General features: G+C 70.9%; 19 protein-coding genes. 11 read left to right on the forward strand and 8 right to left on the reverse strand.

The genetic code is table 11. The annotated features are described in order from the left end of the window. Positions 1 to 413: 413 nt before the first annotated feature. Positions 414 to 1,775: an RNA 5'-3' helicase PhoH2 gene (phoH2, locus tag KK087_RS10950; protein WP_214528970.1), complete on the forward strand. Its 1,362-nt coding sequence runs from the start codon at positions 414 to 416 to the stop codon at positions 1,773 to 1,775. A gap of 167 nt (positions 1,776 to 1,942) precedes the next feature. Here the strand turns inward: phoH2 and KK087_RS10955 are convergent, their stop codons facing one another. The 5 genes from KK087_RS10955 to xseA form a co-directional block, all read right to left on the reverse strand. Further along, entirely contained in the window at positions 1,943 to 3,346 is a 1,404-nt protein-coding gene (locus KK087_RS10955) for a class II fumarate hydratase (protein ID WP_111055644.1), read from the reverse strand. A 147-nt stretch (positions 3,347 to 3,493) separates the two neighbouring features. After that, the gene (locus KK087_RS10960) at positions 3,494 to 4,108 is read right to left on the reverse strand and encodes a carbonic anhydrase (protein WP_214528971.1); all 615 of its coding nucleotides are present in this window, start codon (positions 4,106 to 4,108) and stop codon (positions 3,494 to 3,496) included. A gap of 98 nt (positions 4,109 to 4,206) precedes the next feature. Further along, positions 4,207 to 4,842: a DUF4245 domain-containing protein gene (locus KK087_RS10965; protein ID WP_214528972.1), complete on the reverse strand. Its 636-nt coding sequence runs from the start codon at positions 4,840 to 4,842 to the stop codon at positions 4,207 to 4,209. Next, entirely contained in the window at positions 4,839 to 5,084 is a 246-nt protein-coding gene (locus KK087_RS10970) for an exodeoxyribonuclease VII small subunit (protein ID WP_017886728.1), read from the reverse strand. Before KK087_RS10970 ends, KK087_RS10965 begins: the two co-directional genes overlap by 4 nt. 68 nt (positions 5,085 to 5,152) lie before the next feature. After that, positions 5,153 to 6,388 (reverse strand): exodeoxyribonuclease VII large subunit, encoded by a 1,236-nt coding sequence (xseA, locus tag KK087_RS10975; protein WP_214528973.1) that lies wholly within the window; start codon positions 6,386 to 6,388, stop codon positions 5,153 to 5,155. A 126-nt stretch (positions 6,389 to 6,514) separates the two neighbouring features. Here xseA and KK087_RS10980 point away from each other — a divergent pair, with 126 nt between their 5' ends. Both KK087_RS10980 and KK087_RS10985 read left to right on the forward strand, forming a co-directional pair. Further along, positions 6,515 to 7,579: a 4-hydroxy-3-methylbut-2-enyl diphosphate reductase gene (locus KK087_RS10980; protein ID WP_439647693.1), complete on the forward strand. Its 1,065-nt coding sequence runs from the start codon at positions 6,515 to 6,517 to the stop codon at positions 7,577 to 7,579. Beyond that, positions 7,576 to 8,328, forward strand: coding sequence for a DUF6264 family protein (locus tag KK087_RS10985; RefSeq protein WP_214565245.1), 753 nt, complete (start codon positions 7,576 to 7,578; stop codon positions 8,326 to 8,328). Before KK087_RS10980 ends, KK087_RS10985 begins: the two co-directional genes overlap by 4 nt. Positions 8,329 to 8,506: 178 nt before the next feature. Here the strand turns inward: KK087_RS10985 and KK087_RS10990 are convergent, their stop codons facing one another. Both KK087_RS10990 and fbaA read right to left on the reverse strand, forming a co-directional pair. Then, positions 8,507 to 9,766, reverse strand: a complete 1,260-nt coding sequence (locus tag KK087_RS10990) for a M18 family aminopeptidase (RefSeq protein WP_214565247.1) — start codon at positions 9,764 to 9,766, stop codon at positions 8,507 to 8,509. A 105-nt stretch (positions 9,767 to 9,871) separates the two neighbouring features. After that, entirely contained in the window at positions 9,872 to 10,900 is a 1,029-nt protein-coding gene (gene fbaA / locus KK087_RS10995) for a class II fructose-bisphosphate aldolase (protein WP_214565249.1), read from the reverse strand. 219 nt (positions 10,901 to 11,119) lie between these two features. Between fbaA and glpX the strand changes: the two genes are divergently transcribed. Then, positions 11,120 to 12,109: a class II fructose-bisphosphatase gene (glpX, locus tag KK087_RS11000; protein ID WP_214528977.1), complete on the forward strand. Its 990-nt coding sequence runs from the start codon at positions 11,120 to 11,122 to the stop codon at positions 12,107 to 12,109. 144 nt (positions 12,110 to 12,253) lie between these two features. Here the strand turns inward: glpX and KK087_RS11005 are convergent, their stop codons facing one another. Further along, positions 12,254 to 13,516 (reverse strand): DNA recombination protein RmuC, encoded by a 1,263-nt coding sequence (locus KK087_RS11005; RefSeq protein ID WP_214565251.1) that lies wholly within the window; start codon positions 13,514 to 13,516, stop codon positions 12,254 to 12,256. A 156-nt stretch (positions 13,517 to 13,672) separates the two neighbouring features. On the opposite strand from KK087_RS11005, the gene iolC reads away from it, so the two are divergent. Genes iolC through KK087_RS11040 form a run of 7 tightly spaced genes read left to right on the forward strand, consistent with a single transcriptional unit; the run spans position 13,673 to position 22,119 of the window. After that, on the forward strand, positions 13,673 to 14,698 hold the full coding sequence (gene iolC, locus KK087_RS11010; RefSeq protein ID WP_214565253.1) for a 5-dehydro-2-deoxygluconokinase: 1,026 nt from the start codon (positions 13,673 to 13,675) through the stop codon (positions 14,696 to 14,698). Further along, the gene (locus KK087_RS11015; RefSeq protein WP_214565254.1) at positions 14,691 to 15,680 is read left to right on the forward strand and encodes a class I fructose-bisphosphate aldolase; all 990 of its coding nucleotides are present in this window, start codon (positions 14,691 to 14,693) and stop codon (positions 15,678 to 15,680) included. Before iolC ends, KK087_RS11015 begins: the two co-directional genes overlap by 8 nt. Continuing rightward, on the forward strand, positions 15,677 to 17,188 hold the full coding sequence (locus tag KK087_RS11020; protein ID WP_214565256.1) for a CoA-acylating methylmalonate-semialdehyde dehydrogenase: 1,512 nt from the start codon (positions 15,677 to 15,679) through the stop codon (positions 17,186 to 17,188). Before KK087_RS11015 ends, KK087_RS11020 begins: the two co-directional genes overlap by 4 nt. Positions 17,189 to 17,196: 8 nt before the next feature. Beyond that, entirely contained in the window at positions 17,197 to 18,123 is a 927-nt protein-coding gene (gene iolB, locus KK087_RS11025) for a 5-deoxy-glucuronate isomerase (RefSeq protein ID WP_214528981.1), read from the forward strand. Continuing rightward, on the forward strand, positions 18,120 to 20,027 hold the full coding sequence (iolD, locus tag KK087_RS11030) for a 3D-(3,5/4)-trihydroxycyclohexane-1,2-dione acylhydrolase (decyclizing) (protein ID WP_214565258.1): 1,908 nt from the start codon (positions 18,120 to 18,122) through the stop codon (positions 20,025 to 20,027). Before iolB ends, iolD begins: the two co-directional genes overlap by 4 nt. Positions 20,028 to 20,060: 33 nt before the next feature. Continuing rightward, a complete protein-coding gene (locus tag KK087_RS11035; RefSeq protein ID WP_214528983.1) occupies positions 20,061 to 21,014 on the forward strand; it encodes a sugar phosphate isomerase/epimerase family protein in 954 nt (317 codons plus the stop codon). 43 nt (positions 21,015 to 21,057) lie between these two features. Then, complete coding sequence (locus KK087_RS11040) at positions 21,058 to 22,119, forward strand: Gfo/Idh/MocA family protein (RefSeq protein WP_214528984.1); 1,062 nt, start codon at positions 21,058 to 21,060, stop codon at positions 22,117 to 22,119. Position 22,120 lies beyond the last annotated feature (1 nt).

Consider the following 22,120-nt stretch of genomic DNA (forward strand, 5'->3'; position numbering starts at 1 on the left):
CGCCGCCGACGGTTCGTGACCGCTCGGCGTCACCCGCGCGACGAGTCGTGACCGACGGACGGACTGGAGGCGCGGTGTCAGGCCGCCACGGGCCTCCCGTCCGGGGCCGGCGAGCGGCCACCACACCCCGCTCAGGTCCGCCGAGTGGTCACCACCTGTCTACCGGAGCCGTCGCCGCCGACGGTTCGTGACCAGCCGACGCGTCACCGCGGCGAGCGGCGCGAGCCGCGCCGCGTTGTTCACGCGAACGTAACTCCGGAAACCGCGTGTCGCTGTCGGGGTGTCGGGGGCCGGACGTACGTTGTCCCCATCGGGCACCGCGCCCGATCGAAGCGGCCACAGTCGGTGCTTCGGGACCCGCTCCGTGGCCGCGTTCGAGGACAGGACCGGGCCCGTCGCGGCCCGGGGATGGAGTGGTCGTGACCTCTCAGAACGTCTCTCGCGGAACACAGCACCAGCACACCGCGGACTCGTCCACATCGGTCGCCCAGCGCACGTACGTGCTCGACACATCGGTGCTCCTCAGCGATCCGCGGGCCTTGTTCCGCTTCGCCGAACACGCCGTGGTCCTGCCCGTGGTGGTGGTCAGCGAACTCGAGTCGAAGCGCAACGACCCGGAGATCGGGTACTTCGCCCGGCAGGCCCTCCGGCTGCTCGACGAGATGCGCATCGAGCACGAGCGACTCGACTTCCCGATCGCGATCGGCGACGGCGGCTCGTTCCGCGTCGAACTGAACCACTCCAACCAGTCCGTCCTGCCGTCGGGACTGCAGCTCGGCGACAACGACTCCCGCATCCTCGCGGTCGCGTCCAACCTGAAGAACGACGGGCTCGACGTCGTCGTCGTCTCGAAGGACCTGCCGCTGCGGGTCAAGGCGTCCTCGATCGGCATGGCGGCCGAGGAGTACCGCGCCGAACTCGCGGTCGACTCCGGCTACACCGGCATCGCCGACCTGCAGGTCTCCGGTGAGCAGATGGCCGATCTCTACGAGAAAGAGGAGATCCGATCCGCGAAGCTCGACGGCGTGCCGGTGAACACCGGGGTCGTCATCCACTCCGAGCGCGGATCAGCCCTCGGTCGTGTGCACGTCGCCGGAGCCGTCGCCCTCGTCCGCGGCGACCGCGAGGTCTTCGGGCTCCGCGGCCGCTCGGCCGAGCAGCGGCTCGCCATCGACGCCCTGCTCGACTCCGAGATCGGCATCGTCTCGCTCGGCGGCAGCGCCGGTACGGGCAAGTCTGCGCTCGCCCTGTGCGCCGGACTCGAGGCGGTGCTCGAACGGCAGCAGCACAAGAAGATCATGGTGTTCCGGCCGCTGTACGCCGTGGGCGGGCAGGACCTCGGCTTCCTGCCCGGTGACGCCGGCGAGAAGATGAACCCGTGGGCGCAGGCCGTCTACGACACCCTCGGCTCGGTCGTCTCCGACAACGTGCTCGACGAGGTCATCGAGCGCGGCCTGATCGAGGTGCTCCCGCTCACACACATCCGCGGGCGCTCCCTGCACGACGCCTTCGTGATCGTCGACGAGGCGCAGTCGCTCGAGCGGAACGTCCTGCTCACGATGCTCTCGCGCATCGGCCAGAACTCGCGGGTGGTGCTCACCCACGACGTCGCACAGCGCGACAACCTGCGAGTCGGCCGGCACGACGGGATCGCGTCGGTCATCGAGCGGCTCAAGGGGCACCCGCTGTTCGCGCACGTCACGCTGACGCGCTCCGAGCGCTCCGCGATCGCCGCCCTGGTCACGGACCTGCTGGACTCGCCCGACCTGGTGTAGCGGGCACTGTCGGGTTTCGCGTTCAGCGACAGGTCACGCGCTCGGGGGCGCGTGACCTGTCGCTCAGCGCGTGAGGCGGGTCGAGCCGCCATCTGACGGACGGGAGGCCCGGTGCCAGCTGGCACCGGGCCTCCCGTCCGTCCTGGGGGTGCGTCAGGAGCGTCGCGCTAGTTCGGGTGGGTCATGCTGAGGACGTCGAGGGCCTCGTCGAGCTGCGCCTCGGTCACCTCGCCGCGCTCGACGTGGCCGAGGGCGACGACGGCTTCGCGGACGGTGATCCCCTCGGCGACGGCGTACTTCGCGACCTTGGCGGCGGCCTCGTACCCGATGACGCGGTTGAGCGGGGTGACGATCGACGGCGACGACTCGGCGAACGCGCGGGCACGCTCGAGGTTCGCCTGCAGCCCGTCGATGGTCTTGTCCGCGAGCACGCGCGAGCTGTTCGCCAGCAGGCGGATCGACTCGAGCAGCGCCGTGCCCATCACCGGGATGGCGACGTTGAGCTCGAACGCGCCAGAGGCACCGGCCCAGGCGATGGTGGCGTCGTTGCCGATGACCCGCGCGCCGACCATCAGGGTGGCCTCGGGGATCACCGGGTTCACCTTGCCGGGCATGATCGAGGAACCGGGCTGCAGGTCGGGGATGTGCAGCTCGCCCAGGCCGGTGTTCGGGCCGGACCCCATCCAGCGCAGGTCGTTGTTGATCTTCGTCAGGCTGACGGCGAGCACCTTGAGGGCACCGGACGCCTCGACCAGGGCATCGCGCGCGCCCTGCGCCTCGAAGTGGTCGACGGCCTCGGTGATCGGCAGGTCGGTGTCGCTCGCGAGCTGGGCGATGACCCGCTGCGGGAAGCCCTTCGGGGTGTTGATGCCGGTGCCGACCGCGGTGCCACCGAGCGGGACCTCGGCGACGCGGGGGAGCGTGGCCTGCACACGCTCGATGCCGAGGCGGATCTGGCGGGCGTAGCCGCCGAACTCCTGGCCGAGGGTGACCGGGGTGGCGTCCATCAGGTGCGTGCGGCCGGACTTCACGGCGTCCGCCCAGAGCGTGGCCTTCGCCTCGAGCGACTCGGCCAGGTGCTCGAGCGCGGGCACGAGGGTGCGGAGGAGCGCTTCGGTGACGGCGACGTGCACCGAGGTGGGGAAGACGTCGTTCGACGACTGCGAAGCGTTGACGTGGTCGTTCGGGTGCACCGCCGAGCCCGCGATGTCGGACGCCAGTGTCGCGAGCACCTCGTTCATGTTCATGTTCGACGAGGTGCCGCTGCCGGTCTGGTACACGTCGACCGGGAACTGGTCGTGGTGCTGACCGCCGATGATCAGGTCGGCCGCGCCGGCGATGGCGTCGGCGACGGCGGGCTCGACGATGCCGAGTTCGCCGTTCACGATCGCCGCCGCGCGCTTGATGCGTGCGAGCGCCACGATCTGCGCCGACTCGAGCCCGGTGCCCGAGATGGGGAAGTTCTCGACGGCGCGCTGGGTCTGGGCACGGTAGAGCGCCGACTTCGGCACCCGGACCTCGCCCATGGTGTCGTGCTCGATGCGGAACTCGGTCGGGGTGGTGTCGGTCACGTCGTCGTGGTCCTTCCTAGGATGCTCGCCGGTCGCGGTCGCGGTCGCGCCGGCCCGTGCCTGCGCCCCGGGGTCGCCGGGGCGGTCGTCGTCGGGGTCGGTCTTCGTCGGGTTGGTCGTCGTCTGGATCGGTCGTCGTCGGGTCGGTCAGACCTGGCCGACGACGGTGTCGATGGTGACCTCTCCGGTGGCGAGGTCGTAGGTCGCCCCGACGACGGCCAATCTACCCTCGGCGATCGCGTCGGAGACCGCGCCGGAGCGCTCGATCACCTGGCGGAGGGTGGCCTCGAGGTGCGCGGCGCCGACGGCTTCCTGCGGGAGCTCGGCGTCCGTGAGCCGGACCTTCTCGACGCTCGGGGCGATGGCGTCGACGAGGGCCTGCAGGTGCGGGGCGGGGACGGGCTCACCGGAGCGCGCGGCCGCGACGGCGCCGCAGCCGGTGTGGCGGAGCACGACGACCAGGGGCGTGCCCAGGGCGACGACGGCGAACTCGATCGAGCCGAGCACGACGTCTTCGACGATCTGGCCGGCGTTGCGGATGGCGAACAGGTCACCGATGCCGGCGTCGAAGACGTGCTCGAACGGCACCCGTGAGTCCGAGCAGCCGAGGACGGTCGCGAACGGCGACTGCGAGCCCTCCAGCTCGGTACGGCGGTCCGGGTCCACGCGGCCCATCCGGCGCTTGTCGGCGGCGAAGCGGGCGTTGCCGTCGACGAGCAGGCGCAGGGCGTCGGACGGGGTGGAGGCGGCGCGGTCGGGCATGGGACTCCTCGGTTCGGATGGGACGCGGTCGGGGCAGATGCGGTAGCGGGCAGGTGCGGTGGGGACGGGTGCGGCGGGTCGGTTCCCGTCGCCGTCGGCTACTCGGTCAGTTGTCGGGCGACGGCGGTCGCGACGGTCCGGAACGCCTTGTCGTCGGCGGTGCCGGAGAGCACGATCGTGTTCTTGCCGAAGGTCGAGACGAGCGAGTACGCGTGGTTGCCGGCGTCGGTGCCCTCGGCACGGCGGTCGTAGACGGTCCACTCCGTGTCGCCGATGGTGCGGTCACCGGTGGACGGGCGCTGGTCGAGCTGGTTCGACACCCACGAGGCGTTGGCGTCGATGCCCTGCTGCAGGCCGAGGTACTGCTTGTCCGGCGTCACGAAGCCGACGGTCCAGACGTCCACACCGTCGTTGGTCTTGCTCGCGAAGTCGGCACGGTTCGCGCTGTAGCCGTCGGGCAGCGGCGGAGCCACCAGCGTGACGTCGTCGACCTGCGCCTTCGCCGCGATCTGCTGGTAGTCGACCGTGCGGTCCACGGCGGTGTCGGGTCGGACCACGACGGCCACCAGGAACAGCACGATGCCGAGCGAGGCGATGAGCGCGAGGACCAGGTTGAACGCGGTCTGGTGCTGCCGGCGGGCGGTGCGGGCGGCGTCCTTGCGGGCCCAGGTCTCCTCCGGCGTCTCGGCGCGACCGAGCTCGGCGACGATCGGCCGGCCGTTCGGGTCGGTCATCGGCCGGAGCCGTCCTGGGCGTCGCTGGCTGCACGTGCCGCGTCGAGCCGCGCGCGGGCACCGACGAGCCACTCTTCGCACCGGGCGGCGAGGGCTTCGCCCCGCTCCCACAGCGCGAGCGAACGCTCGAGGGTCGCGGAGCCCTGTTCGAGCTCGCTCACGACGCGGACGAGTTCGTCGCGGGCCGCTTCGTAGCTCAGCGACTGGACGTCGGTCTGCTCGGGTTCTTGCTGGGATGGCACGGGTCGATCCTACCGAGCGTCCACCGACGATCCGCCGCCCGGACCCAGGCTGTGGAGAACACCCGTGGTCAGGAGCCGTCCGGGCCGGGACCGTCCGGTTCGAGCGTGCCGGTGGCCGTACCGGCACCGAGCGTGACGTGCACGGGTGTCACTCCGGACAGGTCGTCGGTGCCCCGGACGACGCCGCCGTCGGCCCGCTGCACGATGGCGTACCCGCGGCGCAGGGTGTCGCGCGGCGAGAGCGCCCGGAGCCGGGCGGTCAGGTGCCCGACCTCGGAGTGCCCGCGCTCGAGTCGGCGGTCGAGCAGCTCGCGGGCACGGGACAGGTCACGGGCGACCTCTTCCGCGCGGGTGTCGACGAGCCACGCGGTCGACGCCAGGGCCGGCCGGGACCGCAGCGCGGCGAGCCGGTCGGCCTCCACCGACAGGGTGTGCGAGAGCCGGAGCCCGAGTCGCGCACGGGCCGCCCGGACGTTGGCGAGTTCCTCGGCGACGTCGGGCACGACCCGCTTGGCGGCATCCGTCGGGGTCGAGGCGCGCAGGTCGGCGACCTCGTCGAGGATCGGCCGGTCGGCCTCGTGCCCGATCGCCGACACGATCGGGGTCGACGCGGACGCCGCAGCACGGACGAGCCCCTCGTCGCTGAAGCCGAGCAGGTTCTGGAAGTCGCCGCCGCCGCGGGCGATGATGATGACGTCGACCTCGGGGTCGGCATCGAGCTCGAGGATCGCCGCCGTGACCTCGCCCACGGTCCGTTCGCCCTGCACCGCGGTGTGCACGGTGCGGAACTCCACCTGGGGCCACCGCAGCTGGGCGTTCCGCTTGACGTCCTTCTCGGCGTCGGAGTCCTTGCCGGTGATCAGGCCGATGCGGTGCGGCAGGAAGGGCAGGCGCTTCTTGCGGGACGGGTCGAACAGCCCTTCCTCGGCGAGGGTGCGACGGAGCCGCTCGAGGCGTTCGAGCAGGTCACCGAGCCCGACGTGCTTCATCTCGACGACCTGCATGGTCAGCGAGCCGCCCTTGACCCAGTAGTTCGGCTTGAGCGCGGCGACGACCCGGTCGCCCTGCTTGATGTCCGCGGGCACCCGGGAGCGCACGCTCGACCAGATGGAGAACGACACGGTGGCGTCGACCTCGACGTCCTTGAGCTTGCCGTACACGTTGCCGCCGGCGACGTTCCACTGCGTGATCTCGCCCTCGACCCAGGCGGTGCCGAGCCGGTCGATCCAGTCGCGGAGCTTCGCGCCGAGGAGCGCCACCGGCCACGGGTTGTCGGCCGTCGGCGGGCCCTGTTCGATCGCCATGTCGCTCCTTGTCCTGCTGAGACGTCCATCGTGCCCGAGACCGGTGACAGGGGACGGCCGTCGTGTTCTCCACAGGTCCCCCGCGCGCCCAGGTCGCGTGCGTGCTGCTCACCTATCATCGGGGACGTGACGATCACCAACGGCCACACGGTCCCGCTCGCCCCGCCGCGTGTGCACGCGGCACGGGGCCGACTGCGTGACGAACCGGTCGCCGGGCCCAAGAAGGTGCTGCTCGCGGCGCCCCGTGGCTACTGCGCCGGGGTGGATCGAGCGGTCGTCGCGGTCGAGAAGGCACTGGAGCAGTACGGCGAGCCCGTCTACGTCCGCAAGCAGATCGTCCACAACGTGCACGTGGTGTCGACGCTCGAACAGCGCGGTGCCGTCTTCGTCGACGACGTGGCCGAGGTACCCCGAGGTTCGCACGTCGTCTTCAGCGCACACGGCGTCTCCCCGGCCGTCGTCGCCGGTGCGGCCGAGCGCGACCTGCACGCCATCGACGCCACCTGCCCCCTCGTCACGAAGGTCCACCGCGAAGCCACCCGGTTCGCCAAGGCCGAGCGCACCATCATCCTGATCGGGCACGCCGGTCACGAAGAGGTGGAGGGCACGATGGGGCACGCCCCGGAACGCACCATCCTGGTCAACGGCCCGGCCGACGTCGCCGCGCTCGAGGTCGCCGATCCGGACAACCTCGTCTGGCTGTCGCAGACCACGCTGAGCGTCGACGAGACGATGGAGACCGTGCGGCTGCTCCGTGAGAAGTTCCCCGCCATCCAGGACCCGCCGTCGGACGACATCTGCTACGCCACGCAGAACCGCCAGGTCGCGATCAAGAAGGTCGCCCCCGGTGCCGACCTGGTGATCGTGGTCGGCTCCGCGAACTCGTCGAACAGCGTCCGCCTGGTCGAGGTCGCGCTCGAGCACGGTGCCCGCGCCGCCCACCGCGTCGACTACGCGGAAGAGATCCAGCAGGAGTGGCTCGACGGCGTCGAGACCATCGGCGTCACGAGCGGTGCGTCCGTGCCGGAAGAGCTCGTGGCCGAGGTGCTCGAGCAGCTCGCCGACGCCGGGTACGCCGCCGTCGAAGAAGTCGTCACCGCGCACGAAGACCTGATGTTCTCGCTCCCCAAGGAGCTCCGCACCGACGCCTCGGGCAACCCGACGCGCGCGCTCGGCGGGCGCCGGGCATGAGCGGGGCGGACGGCTGGTCCTCGGTCCCGCGTCGCGACCCGGCGCACCACGACGACGGGGCCGGTGCCGGCCAGGAGGCCCGGGGTGCGTCCCCGACGTCGGCCGCCGGCAACGCGAAAGGTCGGCCCCAGGGCCGTCCCGCCCCCGGGTACGGCGAGTACGCGCCAGAGGGGTGGGTGAACCCGGTCCTCGTCGAGCAGGAACGCCAGGAGCGGGAGCAACAGGCTCGGGAGCTCCGTGAGCAGGCTGCCGCCCAGGGGAGGCGGGACGGTGCTCCAGGCAACGCTGCTGGCGGCATGCGCTCCGGGGGCGTTCCCTCTGGTGGTGCCCCGTCCGGTGGTGTCGCCGGCGGCCAGCGGTCGGTGCCGCGCAGCCGGTTCGGTCGCACGCCCGGCGACTTCGTGCTCACCGTCGGGCTGCTCGCCTTCGGGCTCGTCTCGGTGGTGCAGTCGCTGTCCGTCAGTCAGGTCGCCTCGACCGTCCGGCAGACCCTCGAGACCCAGTACACGGCGCTGAACGACCCGAGCGCCCTGAGCGGGGCCGCCGCGGTCGCCGCCATCACGAACGTCGTGGTCTTCGCCCTGGTGGCCTGGTGGTCGATCCGGCGGCTCCGCGCACGGAAGCGCACGTTCTGGGTGCCGCTGCTCGGTGCGGTCGTCGCCACGCTCGTGAGCACGATCGCGTTCGTCGTCGTCGTGACGCAGGACCCGGCCTTCGTCGACTTCGTGCTGCGCCAGTCCGGAGCCTGACGCTTGGCCGCCCGGCTGTAGGCGTCGTCGGGTGCCGCATGCCGAGTGGTCGCAACACGCCGCGAGCCCATCGCCGAGTGGTCACGAAGTGTCGTCCGGCTTCGGCGCGAACGACAGCTCGTGACCACTCGGCGGGTGCGCGCGGGGAGTCGTGACCACCCCAGCCAGCGGCCGGAGGTCAGCTGGCCAGGAAGGCGGCGACCGCTCCGTGCAGGGCGGCCAGGTCGTCGACGTGCACGAGCTCCCGGATCGAGTGCATCGACAGCAGCCCGACACCGATGTCGATCGTCGGGATCCCGAGCCGGGTCGCCGCGATCGGGCCGATGGTCGAGCCGCCGGGGATCGTGTTCACGTTCACGAACGGCTGCCACGGCACACCGGCGGTCTCGCACGCGGCTGCCCAGACGGCCTCGCCCTTCGCCTCGGTCATGTAGCGCTGGTTCGCGCTGATCTTCAGCAGCGGTCCGGCTCCGGGGCGCGGACGGTTCGTCGGGTCGTGCTTCTCCGGCTGGTTCGGGTGCACCAGGTGCCCGGCGTCGCTCGACAGCAGCCACGACGCACGGAACGCCCGGGCGGCCTCGGAGCGGGTGGCGCCGAGGCCCTCCTGCACACGGCCGAGGACGTCCTCGAGGAACGGACCTCCGGCACCGGACGGCGTCGACGACCCGATCTCCTCGTGGTCGAACGCCGCGAACACCGGGATGTGGTCACCGTCGGTCGGAGCGTCCACGATGCCCCGGAGTCCGGCGTGCACGCTCGTCAGGTTGTCCATCCGGCCGGACGCGAGGAACTCCCGCTCGATGCCGATCCGGGCCGGCGTCTGGGTGTCGGCGAGGAACAGGTCCCACGACACCGCACCGTCGCCGAGTCGGGCACGCAGCCACTCCACGACGGAGGTCCCGCCGGCGTCGCCGTCCACCCCGACGATCGGCAGCGTGTGGCGCTGGCGGTCGATCTCCTTGCCGTCGTTGACCCCGCGGTCCAGGTGGATGGCGAGGTTCGGGATCCGGGCGACGGCGTCGGTGCTGACCAGCCGGACGGTGCCGTCGGCGTCGACGACCCGCCCGGCGATCCGCAGGTCGCGGTCGAACCAGGTCGACAGGAGGGCACCGCCGTAGACCTCGACGCCCAGCTGCTCCCAGCCGCCGGTGCGGACACCGGGGTTCGGCTTCACGCGGAAGCCGGGGGAGTCGGTGTGGGCACCGAGGATCCGGAACGGGGTCGTCGGTCCGGCACCGTCGGGCAGCCGCCACGCGATGACGGCACCGTCGCGGACGACCACGTAGGCGCCGGGCTCGGTCGGCCAGGCGTCGAGCTCGGACAGCTCGGTGAACCCGGCTGCGACGAGCCGGTCGCGGGCGGCCGCTGCCGCGTGGAACGCGGTGGGCGACTCGGTGACGAACTGGGCGAACTCGGAGGCGATGGCGTCGACGGTCACCCGCCCATCGTGGCACGCGGTGGAGGTGACCAGACGCAGAACGGGGCACGTCCGTCGGACGCACCCCGTTCCTCCAGGCCGGTGGACCCGACCGGACCGACCTGCTCAGCCCTTGGCGTGACCGGCCGAGCCGAGGACCTTCGCGGCCTCGACGACGCGAGCCGCCATGGCCGTCTCGGCGACCTTGCCCCAGGCGCGGGGGTCGTACTGCTTCTTGTTGCCGACCTCGCCGTCGATCTTCAGGACACCCTCGTAGCCCCGGAACATCGAGTCCGCGATCGAGCGGGTGAACGCGTACTGCGTGTCCGTGTCGATGTTCATCTTGATGACGCCGTTGCGGACGGCCTCGTGGATCTCGTCGTCGGTCGAGCCGGAGCCGCCGTGGAACACGAGGTCGAGCGGGTTCTCGCCGGTGCCGTGCTTCGCCGCGACCGACGCCTGGATCTCGCCGAGGAGCTCGGGGCGGAGCTTGACGTTGCCCGGCTTGTAGACGCCGTGCACGTTGCCGAAGGTGAGCGCCGCGATCCAGCGACCCCTGTCGCCCAGGCCGAGCGCGTCGACGACCTTCTCGACGTCGTTCGGGGTGGTGTAGAGCGCGTCGTTGGTGCCCTCGTGCTGGACGCCGTCCTCTTCGCCGCCGACGACGCCGATCTCGACCTCGAGGATGGCGTTGATGTTCCGCGTCTTCTCGATCATCGTCTTCGCGATCTCGATGTTCTCGTCGAGCGGCACGGCCGAACCGTCCCACATGTGCGACTGGAAGATCGGGTTGCGACCCTGCCGGACCTCTTCCTCGCTCGCGGCGATGAGCGGCAGGACGAAGCCGTCGAGGGCGTCCTTCGGGCAGTGGTCGGTGTGCAGGGCGACCGTGATGTCGTAGTTCTTGGCGACCTCGTGGGCGAACTTCGCCATCGCGAGGGCGCCCGCTGCGCGGTTCTTGATGGTGTGGCCGGCGAAGTAGTCGGCACCGCCCGTCGTGACCTGGAGGATGCCGTCGGAACCGGCTTCCTGCAGGCCCTGGAGGACCGCGTTGATGGTCTGCGAGGAGGAGACGTTGACCGCGGGGTACGCGAACTTGCCCGCCTTCGCGCGTTCGATCATCTCGGCGTACTGTTCCGGCGTTGCGATGGGCACGTGGATCTCCTTCGACTTCGGTGATGTCCCCGCCGATCGTAGTCAGAACCTCTGGGACCCGACCGCCGGTTCCGGTGCGACGCGTCAGCGGCGGACCGGCCGTGCCGGTTGGGAGAGGCGCGGTCCGGGTTACGCGGTCGGCTCACGTCCGGCGTGCACATGCGTGCACGGGCCCGTTGTCCGGACCGCGGGTCGGCCGCCGGTCGGTAGGCTCGGGTCGTGACTCCCACTACGGAAACCGGCTCCCTGTTCCTCCAGCCCGACCGCAACCTCGCGCTCGAGCTCGTGCGTGCGACGGAGGCCGCCGCGATCCGTGCGCAGCCGTGGGTCGGACGGGGCGAGAAGAACCTCGCCGACGGCGCCGCGGTCGACGCGATGCGCAAGTTCCTCGGCACGGTGAACTTCGACGGCGTCGTCGTCATCGGTGAGGGCGAGAAGGACAACGCCCCGATGCTCTACAACGGCGAGCACGTCGGCAACGGTCACGGTCCGGCCTGCGACATCGCGGTCGACCCGATCGACGGCACCTCGCTCACCGCCGCCGGCCGCCAGAACGCCATCTCCGTCATGGCCGTCTCGGACCGCGGCTCGATGTACGACCCCTCCGCCGTCTTCTACATGGACAAGATCGCCGCCGGGCCCGAGGGCCGTGGGGTCCTCGACCTCGAGAAGCCGATCGGTGACAACATCCGCGCCCTGGCGAAGGCCAAGGGCAAGGACCTCGAGGACATGGTCGTGGCCGTGCTCGACCGCCCCCGCCACGACGAACTCATCCGCGCCATCCGCGCGACCGGTGCCGGCACGCGACTGCTGCTCGACGGTGACGTCGCCGGTGGCATCGCCGCCGCCCTGCCCGGTTCGACGATCGACATGTGCGTCGGCGTCGGCGGCACGCCCGAGGGCATCATCACGGCGTGCGCGATCAAGGCGCTCGGCGGTGTGATCCTCGGCAAGCTCCAGCCGAAGGACGACGAGGAGCGCGAGCGCGCCCTCGCCGCCGGCCACGACCTGGACAAGGTGCTCGACCAGGACGACCTGGTCACGGGTGACAACACGTTCTTCGTCGCCACCGGCGTCACCGACGGCGTCCTGGTCGACGGTGTCCGTCGTTCGCGCGGCGTCATCCACACCGACTCGCTCGTGCTCCGCTCGCGCTCGAACACGATCCGCCGCATCCAGGCGGACCACCGTGCGGAGAAGTGGTTCTGATCCGCAGGCGGTCCTGATCGGCGTGCGTTCGCGCTGAACCACCGAAACCCGTCCGAACCACGTGATCGCGTGGTGCGGACGGGTTTTCGCTGTGCGCGGGGTCGGCGCTGCACGGGCGGCGGGGCGTGACACGCCCCGGGGCGGCTAGTCCTCGTCGACGGCGCCGACGAGCTCCGGGGCCGTGAGCAGCCGCGGCTCGTCCTCGATCGAGGACGGGTCGGCGATGACCTTCGACTCGTCGAGCAGGGACAGCCGACGGGCGCTGGGCAGCACCTGGCGTTCGAGGGACCCCACGAAGCGGTTGTAGTCGACGACGGAGCCCCGGATCGAACGGCCGAGCTTGTCGACGTGCCCGGCCATCGTCGACAGCCGGCCGTAGAGCTCGCGGGAGACCTTGAAGAGTTCGTGCGCCTCTTGCGAGACGACGTCCTGCTGCCACGAGAACGCCACGGTCTTGAGCACGGACCACAGGGTCACGGGTGAGGCGAGTGCGATCCGCTTGCGGAAGGCGTGGTCGAGCAGCCCGGGGTCGGCGGCGAGGGCGCTCGAGATGAGCGACTCGGACGGGATGAACGCGACGGTGAGCTCGGGGGAGGCGTCGTAGCCGGTCCAGTACTCCCGTGCGGCCAGGGCGTCGACGTGCGCGCGGAGGGCCTTCACGTGCTGGGCGATGAGCTGGTCGCGCCGGGCTGCCTCGGCACCGGTGGCGGTCGCCGGGATCTCGGCGGCCTGCAGGTAGGCGCTCAACGGCACCTTGGCGTCGACGGCGATGGTCTTGCCGCCGGGCAGGTGCACGACCATGTCCGGGCGCGCGGAGCCGACGGCGGTGGTGACGGAGGACTGGACGTCGAAGTCGACCCGTTCGAGCAGCCCGGCGGCCTCGACCACGTTGCGCAGCTGCGTCTCGCCCCAGACGCCGCGCGTGCTGTTCGACGACAGGGCACTGGCCAGGGTGTCGGCGGTGGCGCGCAGTCGCTCTTCCGACTCGGCGGCCGAGCGGAGCTGCGCCGACAGCGCGCCGTACTGCTCGCTCCGCGACTGCTCGAGCTCGGCGATCTTCGTGCGCATCACGTCGAGGGTCTGCGCCACGGGGCTGAGCGCGGAGAGCACCTTGGACTCGTTCTGGTTGCGCGCAGCGTCGACGCCGTGCATGCGCTGCACCAGGTGCTCGAGCTCGGCGGAGCGCCGTTCGAGCGAGTCGACCTGGCGGCGGTACTGGGTGTCCTGGGCGTCGAGGCGTTCCTCGGCGTCGCGTCGGGCCGCTCCGAGCTGGCCGCGGAGCGCCTCGGCCGTCGCACGGGCCGAGGCGGCGTCGACGCCGGCGCGCGAGCGGGCGAGCGACCAGGCGACGACCGCACCGACGGCGATGCCCATCACGAGACCGATGACCAGGGCGAGGATCTGCATGTCGCGACCCTGGCAGAACCCACCGACACCGCGCCTCCAGGCCGCTTCGTCGACCACCTGGCGGACCGGTCAATCCATGTCATGACATTAGGGCAAACAGGGTGTACAGTCGTGATCGTCCGCCGATGAAGCCGCACGGAAGGTCCACCGCGTCGCATGACGAACCAAGCTCCCCACGCCTACGACGTGATCACGATGGGACGCGTCAGCGTCGACATCTACCCGCAGCAGACCGGCCCGCTCGAAGACGTCTCGACCTTCTCGAAGTCCGTCGGCGGCAGCGCCACGAACGTCGCCATCGCGGCTGCTCGGCACGGCGCGGACGCCGCGGTCATCACCCGGACGGGCAACGACCCCTTCGGCCGGTACATCGCCCGCACGCTGCCCGAGTACGGCGTCGCGAACGCCTTCGTCGAGACGGTGGAGGGACTGAACACCCCCGTCGCCTTCTGCGAGATCTTCCCGCCGGACGACTTCCCGCTCTACTTCTACCGGGCCCCGAAGGCGCCGGACCTGATGATCACGGCGAAGTCCCTGCCGCTGCACGAGATCGAGCGCGCGAAGATCTTCTGGACCACGGTGACCGGCCTCAGCGAGGAGCCGAGCCGACAGGCGCACCACGTGGCGTACGAAGCCCGGTCCGCCGCGCAGAACAGCACGAAGACCCACACCGTCTTGGACCTGGACTACCGGTCGATGTTCTGGTCGAGCCCCGAGGCCGCGACGCGCGAAGTCGCGATCGCCCTCGAACACGCCACCGTCGCCGTCGGCAACCGCGAGGAGTGCGAGGTGGCGGTCGGTGAGACCGACCCGGTCCGCGCCGCCGACGCCCTGCTCGACCGCGGTGTCGAGATCGCGATCGTCAAGCAGGGGCCGAAGGGCGTGCTGGCGAAGACCCGCGACGAGTTCGTCGAGTTCCGTCCGCACCACATCGACGTCGTGAACGGGCTCGGCTCGGGCGACGGCTTCGGCGGGGCGCTGACCCACGGCCTGCTGCAGGGCTGGACCCTCGAGCGGATCCTGGCGTTCTGCAACGCAGCCGGTGCGATCGTCGCGACGCGGTTCGAGTGCTCGACGGCGATGCCGACGAGCGACGAGATCGAGCAGTTCCTGACCGACAACCCGGCCGAGGGCACGACGCACACGGGTGAGACGCACACCGAGGAGAAGACCCATGCCTGAGCTCAGCCCCGCTGACTTCCAGCGCCTCCGGGACATCCGTGCCGGCCAGCCCGACCTGGTGCGGGCCACGCTCGACGCCCGCCGCAAGCGACCCTTGCTCGCCGACGACGGCAAGCTCTTCATCGTCGCCGCCGACCACCCCGCACGTGGGGCGCTGGCGGTGCGGGACGACGAGTCCGCGATGGCGGACCGCTACGACCTGCTCGAGCGGCTCGTCACCGCCCTCGGTCGGCCGGGGGTCGACGGGGTGCTCGGGACGCCCGACATCCTCGAGGACCTCGCGCTGCTCGGCGCCCTCGACGGCAAGGTCGTCGTCGGGTCGATGAACCGCGGCGGGCTGCGCGGTGCCACATTCGAGATGGACGACCGGTACACGGCGTACTCGGCGGGGGCCATCAAGGACTCCGGGCTCGACTTCGCCAAGCTGCTGGTGCGCATCGCCCTGGAGGACTCGGGCACCGCGCCGACGCTCGAGGCCACGGCCCGCGCCGTCAGCGAGGCCGCGGCGCTGCAGCTGCCGATCATGCTCGAGCCGTTCATGTCCGAGTGGCGGGACGGCCGGGTCGTCAACGACCTGTCTGCCGACGCCGTGATCACCTCGATGGCGATCGCCGCCGGTCTCGGCGAGTCCAGCGCCTACAGCTGGCTCAAGATCCCCGTGGTCGACGACATGGAGCGCGTGATGGCCGCGACGACGCTGCCGACGCTGCTGCTCGGCGGCGACCCGGCTTCGCGCCCGCTGGAGACGTACGCGAAGTGGGCTGACGCCCTCGCCCTGCCCGGCGTCCGCGGCCTGGTCGTCGGACGCACCCTGCTCTACCCCTCGGACGGCGACGTCGCCGCCGCCGTGGACGTGGCCGCCGGCCTCGTCCACAGCCAGGAGGCCCGGGGCGGGTTCTCCACAGATGCCCACGACCCAGCCGCTCGGCTCGCGGGCGCCACCACCATGGACTCGTCCATCTCGGAAGGAAGCAACGCATGACGCTCACCGACACGACCACCACCACCGTCGGGCACTGGATCGACGGCAAGCGCGTCGATTCGGCGTCGGGCAACACCGCCCCCGTGTACGACCCGGCGCTCGGCGTCGCGACCAAGCAGGTCGCGCTGGCCGACGAGTCCGAGATCCAGGCGGCCATCGGCAGCGCCAAAGCGGCGTTCCCCGGGTGGAGCAACCTGTCCCTGGCCAAGCGCCAGGCGATCCTGTTCTCGTTCCGCGAGATCCTGAACCGCGACAAGGCCGAGCTGGCCGAGATCATCACGAGCGAGCACGGCAAGGTCATCGACGATGCCCTGGGTGAGATCGCCCGTGGGCAAGAGGTCGTGGAGCTCGCCACCAACATCCCGAGCCTGATGAAGGGCGAGTTCTCCGACCAGGTCTCGACCGGCATCGACGTCTACTCGATCCGCCAGCCGCTCGGCGTCGTGGGCATCATCAGCCCCTTCAACTTCCCGGCGATGGTGCCGCTCTGGTTCCTGCCGATCGCGATCGCCGCGGGCAACACCGTCGTGCTGAAGCCGAGCGAGAAGGACCCGTCGGCCGCCATCTGGCTCGCCGAGAAGTTCAAGGAGGCCGGCCTGCCCGACGGCGTCTTCAACGTGCTCAACGGCGACAAGCTGTCCGTCGACGGTCTGCTCACCAGCGACGACGTCGAGTCGATCTCGTTCGTCGGCTCCACGCCCATCGCGCAGTACGTCTACGAGACCGGCACGAAGCACGGCAAGCGCGTGCAGGCCCTCGGCGGCGCGAAGAACCACATGCTCGTCCTGCCGGACGCCGACCTCGACCTGGTCGCCGACAACGCGATCAACGCCGGCTTCGGTTCGGCCGGTGAGCGCTGCATGGCGATCTCGGTCGTCGTCGCCGTCGAGCCGGTGGCGGACGAGCTCATCCAGAAGATCAAGGACCGCGCGGCGACCCTGCGCATCGGCGACGGTCGTCGCGGGTGCGACATGGGCCCGCTCGTCACGAAGCAGCACCGTGACAAGGTCGCCTCGTACATCGAGGTCGCAGAGCAGGACGGTGCGGTGGTTGTGGTGGACGGCCGCACCGTCCGACCCGACGGCGACGAGAACGGCTTCTGGCTGGGCCCGACGCTGATCGACCAGGTGCCCACGACCAGCCGCGTCTACACCGAGGAGATCTTCGGTCCGGTGCTGAGCGTCGTCCGTGTCGCCACCTACGAAGAGGGCCTCGAGCTCATCAACTCCGGCGCGTACGGCAACGGCACCGCCATCTTCACGAACGACGGTGGCGCCGCCCGACGGTTCCAGCGCGACGTGCAGGTCGGCATGATCGGCATCAACGTCCCGATCCCGGTGCCCGTCGCCTACTACTCGTTCGGTGGCTGGAAGAACTCGCTGTTCGGCGACCACAAGGCGTACGGGGCCGACGGCGTGAGCTTCTTCACCCGCCAGAAGGCGATCACGAGCCGCTGGCTCGACCCGTCGCACGGTGGCATCAACCTCGGCTTCCCGTCGAACAACTGACGCGCAGCATGGCGAACGAACAGCACCAGCACGACCAGTGGTTCATCCCGGCGGGCTCCCGGCCCGAGGCGGGCTGGACCGACGTGGTCGACGGTCGCATCGAGGGGTGGGCGCACACCGGTCTCCGGACCGGCGCGCTGACCGACGGGGGCGAGCTGCGCCTCCCGGCCGACGCCGTGGAGCGCATCGTCGTGCCGCTCGCCGGGTCGTTCCACGTGACCCACTCGGGCGCCGCCGGTGACGGCGAGCAAGCCCTGCAGGGGCGGGGGAGCGTCTTCGACGGCCCGACCGACGTGCTGTACCTGGGCTCGGGCTCCGCGGCGAGCATCACCGGCAACGGTCGGTTCGCCGTCGCCGAGGCGCCCACCGACACCGTCAAGCCGACCACGTACGTGGCCCGGCCGGACGTGCCGGTGGAGCTCCGCGGCGCCGGGCAGTCGAGCCGCCAGGTGCACAACTTCGGCACCCCGGCCGCGCTCGACGCCGTCAAGTTCATCGTGTGCGAAGTGATCACGCCGGCCGGCAACTGGTCGTCGTACCCGCCGCACAAGCACGACACGAACGTGCCCGGCTCCGAGTCCAACCTCGAGGAGATCTACTACTACGAGTCGGCGGTGTCCCGCGGGCTCGAGCAGATCGCCCCCGAACCGGCCGACCCGTTCGCGCTGCACCGCACGTACGCCTCGGACGACCGCGCGATCGACGAGTTCCGCCAGGTGCGGACCGGTGACATCGCCCTGGTGCCGTACGGCTGGCACGGCCCCGCCGTCGCCGCGCCGGGCTACGACATGTACTACCTGAACGTGATGGCCGGGCCCGACCCGGAGCGCGTCTGGAACATCACCGACGACCCGGCCCACGGCTGGGTCCGCCGGGCGTGGGCGAGCGAGCAGCTCGACCCGCGCCTGCCCTACCAGAAGGAGTCCTCCCGATGAGCGAGACGCGTCGGATGACCGTCGGCCAGGCACTCGTCGAGTTCCTGGCCAACCAGTGGACCGTCGACGGCGACGTCCGCGAGCGCACCATCCCGGGGATCTTCGGCATCTTCGGGCACGGCAACGTCGCGGGCGTCGGTCAGGCCATCAAGCAGCTCCACGTCGAGCAGCCCGGCCTGCTGCCCTACCACCAGGCCCGCAACGAGCAGGCGATGGTGCACGAGGCCGTCGGCTTCGCCCGCATGCACCGCCGCCGTGCGACCTACGCGTCGACCGCGTCGGTCGGCCCGGGTGCCGCGAACATGCTGACCGCAGCTGCGCTCGCGACGACGAACCGGCTGCCGGCGCTGCTGCTTCCGTCGGACACCTTCGCGACACGCACCACGGACCCGGTGCTCCAGCAGATCGAGCTGCCGCACGACACGTCGTTGCAGGTCACCGACGCGTTCCGTCCGCTGTCGCGCTACTTCGACCGTGTGGAGCGTCCGGAGCAGCTGTTCTCGATCGCCCTCGCCGCGATGCGGGTCCTGACCGACCCGGCCGAGACCGGTGCGGTGACGATCGCGCTGCCCGAGGACGTCCAGGCCGAGGAGTTCGACGTGCCGGTCGCGTTCCTGCAGCCGCGCGAGTGGCACATCCGCCGCCCGCTGCCCGAGCGCGGACCGCTCGAGCGTGCCGTGGCCGCGATCCGCGCCGGCGAGCGTCCGGTGATCGTGGCCGGCGGCGGCGTGCTGTACTCCGACGCCGCCGACGAGCTCCGCGCCTTCGTCGAGGCCACCGGGATCCCGGTCGGCACGTCGCAGGCCGGCGGCGGGGCCCTGGTCTGGGACCACCCGCAGTACCTCGGTGGGATCGGTGCGACCGGCACCGCGGCCGCCAACGCGATCGCCGCCCAGGCCGACGTCGTCATCGGCATCGGCACCCGCTACAGCGACTTCACGACGGCGTCGCGCACCGCGTTCCAGAACCCGGACGTCACGTTCGTCAACGTCAACGTGGCCGCGTTCGACGCCTACAAGCACGGTTCGCAGCTGCCGCTGATCGCGGACGCGCGAGAGGCCCTGGTCGCGCTGACCGAGTCGCTCACCTCGGACGAGGCGTACGTCGTCGACCCCGGGTACGCATCCGAGATCGCCTCGCTGAAGGCGGCGTGGGACGCTGCCGTCGACGGCGCCTTCGCGCCGTCCGGCGCCGACCTGCCCGGCCAGCCGGAGATCATCGGGGCCGTGCAGTCGGTCTCCGACCCGCGCGACGTCGTGATCCAGGCCGCGGGCTCGCTGCCCGGCGACCTGCACAAGCTCTGGCGGGTGCGCGACGAGCTCGGGTACCACGTCGAGTACGCGTTCTCGTGCATGGGCTACGAGATCGCCGGCGGTATCGGTGTCCGCCGCGGGGCACCGGACCGCGACGCGATCGTGATGGTCGGTGACGGCAGCTACCTCATGCTGCACACCGAACTCGTCACCGCCGTGGCCGAGGGCATCAAGATCATCGTGGTGCTCATCCAGAACCACGGGTACGCGTCGATCGGGCACCTGTCCGAGACCGTCGGTTCCGAGCGTTACGGCACCCGGTACCGCTACCTCGACGAGACCCAGTCGTTCGACAACGGCGACCCGCTGCCCGTCGACCTCGCCGCCAACGCCCGCTCGTACGGCGTCGACGTCATCGAGGTGCAGCCCGGTCCGGACAGCATCGAGGACCTCAAGGCCGCACTGCGTCAAGCGAAGGCGAACGACCACACGACCCTGGTGCACATCAACTCCGACCCGCTGGTCTACGCCCCCGAGGGCGACGGCTGGTGGGACGTGCCGGTCGCGCAGACCTCCACCCTCCCCAGCACGCAGGCCGCCCGCGCCGAGTACGAGCAGCAGGTCGCTACGCAGCGTCCGCTGCTCGGCTGAACCGTTCACGAGACAGAAAGCGACAGCGACGTCATGACCGACACCGCCACCCCCATCGGCAGCCCCGCGACCGACGCGGCGCCCGCCTCGATCCGCATCGGCACCGCCCCGGACTCGTGGGGCGTCTGGTTCCCGGACGACCCGAAGCAGGTGCCGTGGCAGCGCTTCCTCGACGAGGCATCCGCCGCCGGGTACGAGTGGATCGAGCTCGGGCCGTACGGGTACCTGCCGACCGACCCGTCGCAGCTGTCCGACGAGCTCGAGTCCCGCGGGCTCAAGCTGTCCGCGGGCACGGTCTTCACCGGGTTCCACAAGGGCGAGGACCAGTTCCAGCGTGCGTGGGACCAGGCCGTCGCGGTCGCGGGCCTGGCAGCGAAGCTCGGCGCCGAGCACCTGGTGACGATCCCCGACCTGTGGCGCTCCGACGCCACCGAAGAGGTGCTCGAGGCACGCACCCTCACCGACGAGCAGTGGGAGCGACTCGGCACGGGCCACGACCAGCTCGGCAAGGCCCTGCTCGAGGAGTTCGGCGTCCACCAGCAGTTCCACACCCACGCGGACAGCCACGTCGGCACCTACAAGGAGACCGTGCGGTTCCTCGAGGTCACGAACCCCGAGTACACGAACCTCTGTCTCGACACCGGTCACTTCGCCTACTACGGCGGCGACAACCTCAAGCTCATCGCCGCACACCCGGAGCGCATCGGCTACCTGCACCTCAAGCAGGTCGACACCGACCTGCTGTTCGACGTGCTCAAGAACGACGTGCCGTTCGCCACCGCTGTGTCGCAGGGCATCATGACCGAGCCGCCGCACGGCACCCCCGAACTCGCCCCGATCATCGAGGCCGTCGCCGCGATCAACCCGGACATCTTCGGCATCGTCGAGCAGGACATGTACGGCTGCTCCGTCGATGCCCCCGGCCCGATCGCCGAACGCACCTTCCAGCACATCTTCGGCTCCACCTCGGCCGCCCGAGCCTCCTGACGCGCCGTCCACGCAGCGTCAACAACCCCAGGAGAACACCACCATGACCACCACGCAGAACCTCCGCGTCGCCGTCGTCGGCGCCGGCATGATGGGCGCCGACCACGTCCGCCGCATCACCGCCAAGATCTCGAACGCTGACGTCGTCGCCGTCGTCGAGCCCGACCAGGCCCGCGCCGACGCGGCAGCAGCCCTGGCACCCGGCGCGATCACCGCCGCGTCCTTCGACGAGGCGCTCGCGCAGACCGAGATCGACGGCGTCATCATCGCGACGCCCGGCTTCCTGCACGAGCCGATCCTCGTCACGGCCCTCGAACGCGGTCTGACCGTGCTGTGCGAGAAGCCGCTGACGACCAGCGCCGCGGACTCCCTGCGCATCGTCGAGCTCGAGCAGCAGCACGCAGCCCGACCGGTCATCCAGGTCGGCTTCATGCGCCGGTTCGACGCCGGGTACCAGGAGCTCAAGGCCCTGCGCGAGTCCGGGGCGAACGGTGCGCTGCTCGCCCTGCACCACGCGCACCGCAACCCGACGACCCCGCCGAACTTCAGCGAGTCGATGCTCATCCACGACTCGGTGATCCACGAGATCGACATCATCCCGTTCCTGACCGGTGAGGCGATCACGAGCGTCGAGGTGAAGAAGCCGCGCAAGAACTCCCTCGCGCCGGCCGACCTGCCCGAGCCGCAGTTCGTCCTGTTCACCACCGAGTCCGGCACCATGGCGATCGTCGAGATCAACGTGAACGCCCAGTTCGGCTACCAGGTCACCACCGACGCCGTGTTCGAGTCGGGCGTCGCCTACATCGGTCGCGACACCTCGCTCTCGCTCGCTGCAGCCGGGGCGACCTCGCAGGGCGTGACGCCGTCGTTCAAGGAGCGGTTCGCCGCCGCCTACGACGAAGAGGTGCAGCGCTGGGTCGATGCCGCCCGGACCGGCGGCATCGACGGGCCGAGTGCATGGGACGGCTACACCGCGTCCGTCGTCGCCGAGGTCGCCGTCCGCGCCCAGCAGTCCGGCGCGCACGAGACCGTCGAGTACGCGGTCACGAAGCCGGCGTTCTACGACGAAACGAGCGACGCGACCGCCGCGCTCGCCGGGGCCTGAT

Origin of the sequence: Curtobacterium aurantiacum (assembly GCF_018598555.1) — a bacterium.
In the GTDB taxonomy this organism is placed as follows: domain Bacteria; phylum Actinomycetota; class Actinomycetes; order Actinomycetales; family Microbacteriaceae; genus Curtobacterium; species Curtobacterium aurantiacum.

What these genes read in the sequence shown, in the direction of transcription:
- KK087_RS10960 (WP_214528971.1), bottom strand. Translation starts at nt 4,108, where the DNA reads ATGCCCGACCGCGCCGCCTCCACCCCGTCCGACGCCCTGCGCCTGCTC.
- KK087_RS10965 (WP_214528972.1), bottom strand. Translation starts at nt 4,842, where the DNA reads ATGACCGACCCGAACGGCCGGCCGATCGTCGCCGAGCTCGGTCGCGCC.
- xseA (WP_214528973.1), bottom strand. Translation starts at nt 6,388, where the DNA reads ATGGCGATCGAACAGGGCCCGCCGACGGCCGACAACCCGTGGCCGGTG.
- KK087_RS10985 (WP_214565245.1), top strand. Translation starts at nt 7,576, where the DNA reads ATGAGCGGGGCGGACGGCTGGTCCTCGGTCCCGCGTCGCGACCCGGCG.
- KK087_RS11005 (WP_214565251.1), bottom strand. Translation starts at nt 13,516, where the DNA reads ATGCAGATCCTCGCCCTGGTCATCGGTCTCGTGATGGGCATCGCCGTC.
- iolC (WP_214565253.1), top strand. Translation starts at nt 13,673, where the DNA reads ATGACGAACCAAGCTCCCCACGCCTACGACGTGATCACGATGGGACGC.
- KK087_RS11015 (WP_214565254.1), top strand. Translation starts at nt 14,691, where the DNA reads ATGCCTGAGCTCAGCCCCGCTGACTTCCAGCGCCTCCGGGACATCCGT.
- KK087_RS11020 (WP_214565256.1), top strand. Translation starts at nt 15,677, where the DNA reads ATGACGCTCACCGACACGACCACCACCACCGTCGGGCACTGGATCGAC.
- iolB (WP_214528981.1), top strand. Translation starts at nt 17,197, where the DNA reads ATGGCGAACGAACAGCACCAGCACGACCAGTGGTTCATCCCGGCGGGC.
- iolD (WP_214565258.1), top strand. Translation starts at nt 18,120, where the DNA reads ATGAGCGAGACGCGTCGGATGACCGTCGGCCAGGCACTCGTCGAGTTC.
- KK087_RS11035 (WP_214528983.1), top strand. Translation starts at nt 20,061, where the DNA reads ATGACCGACACCGCCACCCCCATCGGCAGCCCCGCGACCGACGCGGCG.
- KK087_RS11040 (WP_214528984.1), top strand. Translation starts at nt 21,058, where the DNA reads ATGACCACCACGCAGAACCTCCGCGTCGCCGTCGTCGGCGCCGGCATG.